Here is a 9,742-nt window from a genome sequence, read left to right as displayed (position 1 = left end):
CTGGCTCCTACAAAAGCGTGATGTCGTAAGGATTCGCGCAGTTCGCTACAGCTACGGGGCAGGTCTGAGACCGGTCGCGAGATGCCTGCTCGGCCTAACAGCGACCGACTGCAGAAATCCGCACGCAGCGCCACGACTACCTTCGCTGGCGTTGTCCCCTGTAGGAGCCAGCTTGCTGGCGATCTTTTCGGCACCGCGCAGGCGCGGATCGCCAGCAACCTGGCTCCTACAACAGCGTGATCCACGGCTTGTCCATGTCGTACGGGTTCGCGCAGTTCGCTACAGGTACGGGGCAAGTCTGCCACCGGTCGCGAGATGCCTGCTCGGCCTAACAGCGACCGACTGCAGAAATCCGCACGCAGCGCCACGACTACCTTCGCTGGCGTTGTCCCCTGTAGGAGCCAGCTTGCTGGCGATCTTTTCGGCACCGCAGAGGCGTGGATCGCCAGCAACCTGGCTCCTACAACAGCCTGATCCGCGGCTTGTCCATGTCGTACCGGTGCGGACAGTTCGCTGCAGGTCTGCCACCGGTCGCCAGATACTTTTCCGGCCTGACATCGACCGACTGCAGGCGTAGAATCCGCGCCGCTCCAGCTGTCCCTCTTCGCACCTCCAACGCTTACGCTGCCATCCTGCGTGCATTACCTGCGCCGCGGGCGATCTGCGTTGTGGCAGGTGATGGAACGGCCATCCCTTACACCTTCTTCGTCACACTGCACTGTGCCGTCCTGGCGCGTTGCGGTTGCCGAGTGAACAGCAGTTTTCAGACGTCGCCCACATGAACGAATCGCAAAGCTCCCACGGCGGGAGTTGGCTCAGCGTTATCGCGCTGGCCCTGGCCGCTTTTATTTTCAACACGACGGAATTCGTCCCGGTCGCCTTGCTTAGCGACATTGGCCGTTCGTTCGACATGCCGCCGTCTCAGGTCGGGCTGATGTTGACCATCTACGCTTGGGTGGTCGCGCTGATGTCGCTGCCGATGATGCTGCTGACCCGCAATGTCGAGCGACGAACCCTGCTTATCTTCGTGTTCGTTGTGTTCATCGGCAGCCATCTGGTCTCCAGCGTAGCGTCGAGTTTCAGCATGCTGATGATCAGCCGTATCGGCATCGCGCTTTCACACGCCGTGTTCTGGTCGATTACTGCGTCGCTGGCGGTGCGTGTCGCCCCTGCCGGCAAGCAGGCGCAGGCGCTCGGCTTGCTCGCAACCGGTAGCGCGCTGGCCATGGTCCTGGGCATTCCGCTGGGGCGGGTTGTCGGCGAGCTGCTGGACTGGCGTACCACCTTCCTGTCGATCGCGGTGGTCGCTGCATTGGTCGTGCTCTGCCTGGCGCGCACCTTGCCGCTGCTTCCAAGCCAGAATTCCGGTTCTCTGCGCAGTTTGCCGATGCTGTTCAAGCGGCCAGCGCTGGTGGCAGCCTATGTGCTGACCGCGCTGGTGATTACCGCGCAGTTCACCGCCTACACCTATATCGAACCCTTCGTGCAAACCATCGCGCACCTGAGTGGCAACATGACCACGGCGCTGCTGCTGCTGTTCGGTGGGGCCGGCATTCTCGGGACGGTGCTCTTCAGCCGTTACAGCAACCGTTATCCGAAAGGCTTCCTGATCGCAGCGATTTCGATCATGGCTATGTGCCTGTTGCTGCTGTTGCCCGCATCACGCGACAGCTCGCTGCTGGCTGCTCTGGTGGTGGTATGGGGGATCGCCGGCATGTGCTTTGGCCTGGCGCTACAGGCGAAAGTACTGAACCTCGCCTCCGATGCGACGGATGTCGCCATGGCCTTGTTCTCAGGCATCTATAACGTCGGCATTGGCGGCGGCGCACTGCTGGGCAGCTTGGTCACCGCTCATCTCGGCCTCAGCGATGTTGGCATCGTTGGCGGTCTGTTGGCCCTGAGCGGAGTCGTGCTGTGCTGCTTTGCGACCTATCGCTTCGCCAGGCCGGTGGGCAGCGCCGCGCTCTGACGCGCTGGGGCAGGGTCAGCGGGTCAGTGATCCCTCGTTGCAGCGCGGGTTAGGCTTGGCCGAGGAGCTGGGTGCTCCGTTGACGCCAATCCCTGGCGATGTCGATTCCGGTATCAGCCGTCAATGCTGGGGGCTGGCGTACCGTAGCCAGCCATCCGGTCAATGCAGTTCGTTGGCGAAGCGACCCACCGCACTCACGACCTGTTTGGCACCGTCCTGGATCTCGACAATGACCTCGCCCGCCTGGTTGGCCAGCGACAGCCCTTGGGCTGCTTGCTCGCGGCTGTTGGCCATTTCCCGTACGGCTTCGTCGACCAGCGCCTGGTTCTTCTGCACCACACTGACGATCTCTTCGGTAGCGGCGCTGGTGCGGCCAGCCAGTTGGCGAACTTCGTCCGCGACTACGGCAAACCCGCGACCCTGTTCACCGGCGCGTGCGGCTTCGATGGCGGCGTTGAGTGCAAGCAGGTTGGTTTGTGCAGCGATGCCGCCAATGGTCTGGACGATGGAGCTGATCAGGTGCGATTGCTGGCCCAGCGCCTCGATACCCTGGGTGGCCGATTCGACCTCCTCGGCGATGCGTTTCATGGTCGCAACCGTATCCTTGACCACCACGGCGCCGCGCTCGGCACTGGTGTCGGTCTTGCGCGACACGTCATAGGCGATGCTCGCCGCCTCCCGGACCTCTTCCTCACGTGCGACCTGATCGCTGACCACACTGGCGAACTTGACCACTTTGCACAGCTTGCCTTCGGTGTCATAGACGGGGTTGTAAGTCGCTTCCAGCCAGACGTCCCGGCCCATGCTGTCGATGCGCTTGAAGCGGTTTGCAACGAATTCGCCGCGATTTAGCGTTTGCCAGAAGGTCTTGTACTGCTGGGAAGACGCTTCTTCCGGGGTGCAGAACATGCTGTGGTGCTTGCCCACGATCTGCTTGAGCGAATAGCCCATGCCTTGCAGGAACTGGTCGTTGGCCGAGACTATGGTGCCGTCCAGATTGAACTGAATGACTGCGGTAGAACGCAGCAGCGCCTTAATGAACGCTTCGTTCTCCTTTGCCAGCTGCAGCTCTTTCGTCACTTCACGGGCGTACCCGCTCATGTGCAGCAACTTGCCTTGGACGTTCAGGATCGGATACCAATCGATGTGCAACCAGGCAAGGCTGCCGTCGGTGCGCAGAAAACGATAGTCGTCGCTGACGGGTTCGAGCTTGGACACAGCCGCTCGGAAATTATGAAAGCAGGGCAGGCTTTTTACATAGGCCGGGACGATATCCGCCATGGCGCGGCCTAGCAGTTGCTCGACCTTGTAGCCGAGCGTCTGCGCGAATTTCTGGTTGACGGCCACCATTCGAAACTCGGTGTCGAGGGTGATCGACAGCATCGTTGCGTTCATTTGATCGCGAAGCTGCCGGAGCAGCGACAGTTCTACAGCCTGGTCTTCGACTTGTTTTTTGAGGTGGCTGTTGAACATGAAAGCACCGGAAGCTGAGTGGACGTACCTCTCTATCGGCACGCCACTTCCATACTTGATGACCAACGTCGTTCGGTGCGCGTGCGTCAGTCGACCCGCTCCAAGCGCACCCGGATTACGCCGGCGCGAGTGCTGGCGATGCGCTCAAACGCCGCTTTCGACAGGTCGATAATCCGCCCTCGGACGAACGGCCCGCGGTCGTTAATACGCACCACGACGCTTTGGCCGTTACGGGTGTTGGTGACCCGGACCCGAGTGCCGAACGGCAGCGTGCGATGAGCCGCTGTCAGAACATTTTGGTCGAAGCGCTCGCCGCTGGCGGTCAGTTTGTTGTGGTGCTGGTTGCCGTAATACGAGGCCTTGCCTGAACCGATCAGCGCGCCCGTCTCGGTGGGCGCTTCCTGCGGCGAGGGGGTCTTCGATCGCGGAGTGGTACAGCCTGCAAGTGCTACGACCGTAAGCAGGGTGAACAACCAAACGGCTGGCCTTATGAGCATCGTCGATCCTTGTCTTCGTCATGAGGGATTCGGGCAGCGCCGTACGGAACGGCAAGGCGCGGCGCCATTAAGAGTGTATCGGTGCCAGTAAGTTTTCGAGGTCAATCGTGCTTCAGCGATCAGCGATCAGCGCTCGCGCACCGGGGATGGTGCAAGCCGAGCGGTGTAATGCACAGCGGACCCGATCGCTCGGGTCCGCCCCGGCGCGCTTACTCGCTCGGTTTGGCCAACCAGGCGTCAGCGATGCGTTGGTATTCTCCAGTGGCCTTGGTCAGGTGCAGCCACTGATCGACGTAGGCCTTGAATGCCACATCACCGCGCGGAAGCAAGAAGGCCTTTTCGCTGTACTGCAGGGGTTTGTCGGGGTTAACCGCACACAGAGTCGGGTAGTTGCGCTGTTGATACTGCGCCTCCGACGAGTCGGTGATCATCACGTCGGCCTTGTTGTCGGCGACGGATTTGAAGATCACGGTGTTGTCGTGGAATAGCTCCAGCTGCGCCTTGGGCAGCTCGCGACGCACGAAGGCTTCGTTGGTGCCGCCTGGCGGCTCGATCAGGCGCACCGAGGGCTGGTTGAGCTGCTCGATGGTCTGGTACTTCTCGACTTCATCACAGCGGACGAAGGGGATCTTGCCGTCCACGGTGATCGGATTGCTGAAGAAGGCCTTCTTTTGCCGCTCGAGTGAAATGGAGACGCCGCCCACGGCCATGTCGCATTGAGCGAGGAAGTCTGGCATCAACGTCTTCCATGTGGTCGGTACCCATTCGATCTTGACGCCCAAGGACTTCGCCAGTGACTCGGCGAGGGCGATGTCGATGCCCTCGTAGCGCTTGTCGTCGCGCAGAAAGGTGTAGGGCTTGTAGTCGCCAGTCGTGCAGACCTTCAGCGTACCGCGCTGTTGGGCTTCATCGAGCACTGAGGAGGAGGGCGCGGCGAAGGCCGTGCCGCTGGCCAGCAAGATGCCAGCCGCAATCAGAGATCTCATGGTGTTTCCTTGCAAGGGCATGCCTGGGTGGCCGCGGTTATTGTTCTGGCCCGTCAGTTGGAGTGGGCATGTCGAACGTACCGGACTGCAGACCGGCCTCACAAGGTTTAACTGAGTGGAGAGTTGCCACGGCTCGACGTCGGCAACCGCGGATGATCTACCTCAGGCGTGCGGCTTGCTACGGATGGTCTTCATCAAGTCGGCCGGGGTGATGTGGCCGACCACGCTGCTGGCGCTGCCCGGCTGCGGCAGGTTGAGGATGTTGCCCTTGATCTTGCCGATCACGTGCATCTCGCAGGGCTTGCAGTCGAACTTCAGCGTCAGGACTTCATCGCCGTGAATCAGCTGCATCGGCGCAACCTTGGTGCGCACGCCCGTCACGCCCTTGGCCTGTTTCGGGCAGAGGTTGAAGGAGAAGCGCAGGCAGTGCTTGGTGATCATCACCGGCACTTCGCCGGTCTCCTCATGGGCCTCGTAGGCCGCATCGATCAGTTGCACACCGTAGCGGTGATAGAAGGCACGCGCTTTTTCGTTGTAGACGTTATAGAGGAACGACAGGTGCGCTTCCGGGTAGACCGGCGGCGGTACGCTGACCGCCTTGCGGCTGCCTAACGGCCGAATCGCTTCGCGGGCTTCGCTCAGTGCCTCGATGGCTTCGCGGCGCAGCGCCTTTAGCTGCGAGTTGGGGATGAAGAAGGCCTGCGGCGCATCCACGTCCACTTCTTCGGCGTGGTAGATCGTGGTGCCCAGCTGGCTCAGTAGGTCGGCGATCTGGCCAGGCACTTGTTCCGGCTTCTTCGCTTCGCCGAATGGGCCGACCAGCGAGACGCTGGCATAGGCGCCTTCTTCGCTGGTGACATGCAACTCCAGCTCATCGGCACGCAGCTTGGCCAGCCAACGCACGCCGATGCGGCGCTCGGAGGAAGTCTTCAGCAGCGCGTTCTGCCAGTTGTGGTCCAGGTTGCGGTTCAGCGGATGGTTCGGGCGTAGCTGGCGGATCGCGTCGGGCATCTCGTTAGGCTCCACGCGGTATTGCCAGAGCGACTGACCGTCTTCCTCGAATTGCTTCAACGGCTCGACCACGCTGGCGCGGAAGCCCACCACCTCACGCTTGATCAGCACATTGAGGCCGTCGCCGTTGGACAGCGGCTCACGGGTCTGCACGGTCAGGTCATGCTTGCTGACCTTGAGCACTTCACCCACGGCGAGACCGGTGAAGGTCGGCGAGTCGAAGGCGCCAATGTCGATCTTGCGGTCGGTCACGAAGTAATCGGTGCTGCCGCGATGGAAGGTCTTGTCCGGGTCCGGCACGAAAAAATGATCGGTGCGGCCGCTGGAGGCGCGGGCTAGATCAGGGCGGTCTTCGAGAATCTCGTCGAGTCGCTGGCGGTAGTAAGCGGTGATGTTCTTCACGTAACTCACATCCTTGTAGCGCCCTTCGATCTTGAACGAACGCACGCCGGCATCGACCAGCGCGCGCAGGTTGGCGCTCTGGTTGTTGTCCTTCATCGACAGCAGATGCTTGTCGAAGGCAACGACGCGGCCCTGGTCATCCTTGAGCGTGTAGGGCAAGCGGCACGCTTGGGAGCAATCGCCACGGTTGGCGCTGCGGCCGTTTTGCGCATGGGAAATGTTGCACTGCCCGGAAAACGCCACGCACAGGGCGCCGTGAATGAAGAACTCGATCGTCGCATCGGTCGCATCGCTGATCGCACGGATTTCCTGCAGATTCAGCTCGCGGGCCAGCACCAGCTGCGAGAAGCCGGCCTTGTCGAGAAAGGTGGCGCGTTCCAGGGTGCGGATGTCGGTCTGGGTTCTGGCGTGCAGTTCGATCGGCGGGATGTCCATTTCCATCACGCCCATGTCCTGCACGATCAGCGCATCGACACCGATCTCGTAGAGCTGCCAGATCAGCGCCCGCGCCGCTTCCAACTCGTCGTCATGGAGGATGGTGTTGATCGTGACGAATACCCGTGCGTGGAACAGGTGCGCAAATTTCACCAGCTCGGCAATGTCCGCCACGCTGTTCTCGGCGTTGTGCCGCGCCCCGAAACTCGGCCCGCCGATGTACACCGCATCGGCGCCATGCAGGATGGCTTCGCGAGCAATGGTCGTGTCCCGGGCAGGGGAGAGCAGTTCGAGGTGATGTTGGGGCAAGGACATGAGCGCGGACCGGGTGCAGATGGAAGCCGCGCATTGTAAAGACTTACGGGCCATTTGGGACTGGCCGCCGGGCGAGTGATCGAGGCCCGGATATCGATTGCGATGATGAACGCCACTGACTCGGCGATTCGCGCTACGGCGAGAGGTGGCTACCTAACCAAGTAAATCCACCAGTTTTAGTGATGTGGACGAGAAAGTTTTTCGTTTAGCTAAATAAATGATTACTTATCTCATTCGCGATTGATTATTATCCGTTGCCCGCGACTCAATGTGACCTGATGTAACAACAATCAGAAGATGCGGCTGCCACCCACTAAATACAGAGGACCTCAAGCATGACTGGTAGTAAGGCCGGGCTTTACAAGGCGCAGACACCTTGGCGACGTACCACCACCGCGTTTCTGTGCTGTGCGGTAGCCGCTCCCTTGAGCGTTAGCGCGCAAGAGTCGGCCCGCACGGATACTGAAGAGCCGTTTCGCCTGGCGCCCATCATCGTTAACGCCAATGCATCTGCGGGTGACGACTCCAGTACGGTCGTTGCTCAGGAGCTGTGGGTCGGCGGTAAGGTTCCTACCAGCATTCTCAACACGCCAGCTTCGGTTTCGGTGGTCACCCAAAAGGAAATCGAGCAGCGCAGTGCCAGCACCACAGAAGAGGTGCTGCAATACACACCGGGCGTCATCACCGACTTTTACGGTACAGATGACCGCAACGATTACTTCAAGATCCGCGGCTTCCAGGCCACGACTTACCGTGATGGGCTGACCCTCGGCTCCATGCGCGGCGTCCGCGAAGAGCCCTTCGCCTATGAGCGCATCGAGATTCTGCGTGGTGCCAACTCCACGCTGTTCGGGCCTGCTGATCCGGGCGGCTCCGTTAATTTCGTCAGCAAGAAGCCGCGCTTCGATAAGTTTGGCCAGGGCTATGTGACCTACGGTTCCTTCAATCATGTTGAAACCGGTATCGATGTCGGTGACTCGTTGAACGAGGACCAGACGCTGGCCTACCGCCTGACCGGCAAGATCCAGGACAGCGATCGCGAGTACGACCATTCCCAGGACGATGACAAGTTTCTGATGGGCGGTCTGACCTGGGCACCGACAGCCTTTACCTCAGCCACGCTTATCCTGGATCACCTCAAGCGTGACAGCACGCCGAACAGTGGTGGTTATCCGCTGGACAGGGAATACGACCGCAGCGATTTCTATGGCGAGCCGGGCTTCAATTTCCAGGAAACGGAGCGCTCCAGTATCACCAGCACCGTCACGCACGATTTCGACAATGGTTTCGTGCTGCGCGGCAACCTGCGTTACAGCGAGCTGACCGATGACTTCGGCTATGTCTATATCAACGATGCGCCTTCACGTCGGGTAGGGACTTCCGTCGGTCGCGACTACTTCGGCACCGACAGCGAGGCGGATGAGCTGATTGGCAACATGATGCTGCAATACGATGCCCGCTTCGAGAGCATCGACAGCAGCACCTTGATGGGGGTCGAGTATCGCGATGCCTCCACCCAGGAAACCTCTGTCTATGGGGGGGCGACGCCAATCAACATCGCAAACCCGGTGCGTAGCGGCGCTCCATCGAGCCTCTCGATCTACCGCACAAGCGATCAGGAATACACCACCAAGTCCGCGTTCCTGCAGCAAAGTCTCTCCTTTTACGAGCGCTTTATCGTCAGCGCCGGGGTTCGTAACGATTCCATGGATCTGGCGGACAAAGGCGCATTGTTCGGAACGGCCTTCGATAAGAGCGATAGCGTTTCGGAAACATCCTATCGCGGTGCGCTGACCTACATGGTCACAGACGAGGTTTCCACCTATGTGAGCATGGTGGAGTCCGTGGCACCGCCAGAAGTAGGCGTTACGCCCAAGCGCGGCAAACAGTACGAGCTCGGCGTTAAATATGCGCCCGTGGGCATGAACGCGTTGTTCACTGCAGCGATCTACGACCTGACCCAGGACGATGTCACCTTCTCCGTCACGCTGCCCAGCGGAGTTATCGAGCAGCAAGCCATTGGCGAAACGCGGACGCGTGGTTTAGATCTGGAAGCCAAGGCTGAGATCACTAGCAACCTCAGCCTCCTGGGCGCCTATTCCTATCTAGAGTCGGAGGTGATCCGCGACATCGACGTAACGCGAGAGGGCAATGAGTTCGATGTTGCGCCGAAGCATACCGCGTCACTGTGGAGCTACTACAGCTTGCCGGGAACGGATATGAGCGTTGGCCTGGGAGCTCGTTACGTCGGGGCTTATTACTTCGATCTGGCTAATACCGCCAAGAGCGACGCAACCACGCTTTTCGACGCAGCCTTTAACTACCAGATCTACAGAGACACCGATCTGGCCATCAACGTCAGCAACCTGCTCGATGAGCAGCACGTGGTCGGCTCGGGCACCGCGGACTACTACAACCCTGGCCGCGAGATCACGGCCAAGGTCAGCTATAACTGGTAAACGACAAGTCCTGTCTGGCAGCTCCAACGTCGGCCAGGCAGGACTTACGTAGACCTTGCTGCTTGCCGCCCCGGTGAGCAGCAGAGTTGGGAAGTATCAGATAGCTTGTCGCATCGTTTGGTTGCGAGCCGATCCCTTCCAGGGCTTATTGCCCACTTCTCGGTAAAGCCAGCTTGCAGACGATCGAGCTGCACG

The 9,742-nt window shown here is 60.3% G+C and carries 5 protein-coding genes and 2 pseudogenes; 2 read left to right on the top strand and 5 right to left on the bottom strand.

The features are described 5' to 3' along the window. Window positions 1-778: 778 nt before the first annotated feature. Complete coding sequence (locus RT21_RS08500; RefSeq protein WP_046162384.1) at window positions 779-1,969, top strand: sugar transporter; 1,191 nt, start codon at window positions 779-781, stop codon at window positions 1,967-1,969. A gap of 159 nt (window positions 1,970-2,128) precedes the next feature. On the opposite strand, the pseudogene RT21_RS24405 reads toward RT21_RS08500, so the two are convergent. The 5 genes and pseudogenes from RT21_RS24405 to RT21_RS08480 all read right to left on the bottom strand — a co-directional run. Next, a pseudogene (locus tag RT21_RS24405) lies at window positions 2,129-2,566 on the bottom strand (methyl-accepting chemotaxis protein); the annotation flags it as partial. Between the two features lie 99 nt (window positions 2,567-2,665). Then, a pseudogene (locus RT21_RS24400) lies at window positions 2,666-3,442 on the bottom strand (PAS domain-containing protein); the annotation flags it as partial. Window positions 3,443-3,528: 86 nt separating this feature from the next. Continuing rightward, window positions 3,529-3,939 (bottom strand): septal ring lytic transglycosylase RlpA family protein, encoded by a 411-nt coding sequence (locus RT21_RS08490; protein ID WP_046162382.1) that lies wholly within the window; start codon window positions 3,937-3,939, stop codon window positions 3,529-3,531. A gap of 209 nt (window positions 3,940-4,148) precedes the next feature. Next, complete coding sequence (locus RT21_RS08485) at window positions 4,149-4,925, bottom strand: transporter substrate-binding domain-containing protein (RefSeq protein ID WP_046162381.1); 777 nt, start codon at window positions 4,923-4,925, stop codon at window positions 4,149-4,151. Between the two features lie 162 nt (window positions 4,926-5,087). Beyond that, window positions 5,088-7,088, bottom strand: a complete 2,001-nt coding sequence (locus tag RT21_RS08480; protein ID WP_046162380.1) for a peptidase U32 family protein — start codon at window positions 7,086-7,088, stop codon at window positions 5,088-5,090. 335 nt (window positions 7,089-7,423) lie between these two features. Between RT21_RS08480 and RT21_RS08475 the strand changes: the two genes are divergently transcribed. Further along, a complete protein-coding gene (locus tag RT21_RS08475) occupies window positions 7,424-9,547 on the top strand; it encodes a TonB-dependent siderophore receptor (RefSeq protein ID WP_046162379.1) in 2,124 nt (707 codons plus the stop codon). The last annotated feature ends 195 nt before the right edge of the window (window positions 9,548-9,742 follow it).

Origin of the sequence: Pseudomonas sp. 10B238 (genome assembly GCF_000970615.1) — a bacterium.
Taxonomy (GTDB): domain Bacteria; phylum Pseudomonadota; class Gammaproteobacteria; order Pseudomonadales; family Pseudomonadaceae; genus Stutzerimonas.
This window is presented reverse-complemented; position numbering and strand designations above follow the sequence as displayed.

Coding starts and splice junctions, on each gene's coding strand:
- RT21_RS08480 (WP_046162380.1), bottom strand. CDS start 7,088: ATGTCCTTGCCCCAACATCACCTCGAACTGCTCTCCCCTGCCCGGGAC.
- RT21_RS08485 (WP_046162381.1), bottom strand. CDS start 4,925: ATGAGATCTCTGATTGCGGCTGGCATCTTGCTGGCCAGCGGCACGGCC.
- RT21_RS08475 (WP_046162379.1), top strand. CDS start 7,424: ATGACTGGTAGTAAGGCCGGGCTTTACAAGGCGCAGACACCTTGGCGA.
- RT21_RS08490 (WP_046162382.1), bottom strand. CDS start 3,939: ATGCTCATAAGGCCAGCCGTTTGGTTGTTCACCCTGCTTACGGTCGTA.
- RT21_RS08500 (WP_046162384.1), top strand. CDS start 779: ATGAACGAATCGCAAAGCTCCCACGGCGGGAGTTGGCTCAGCGTTATC.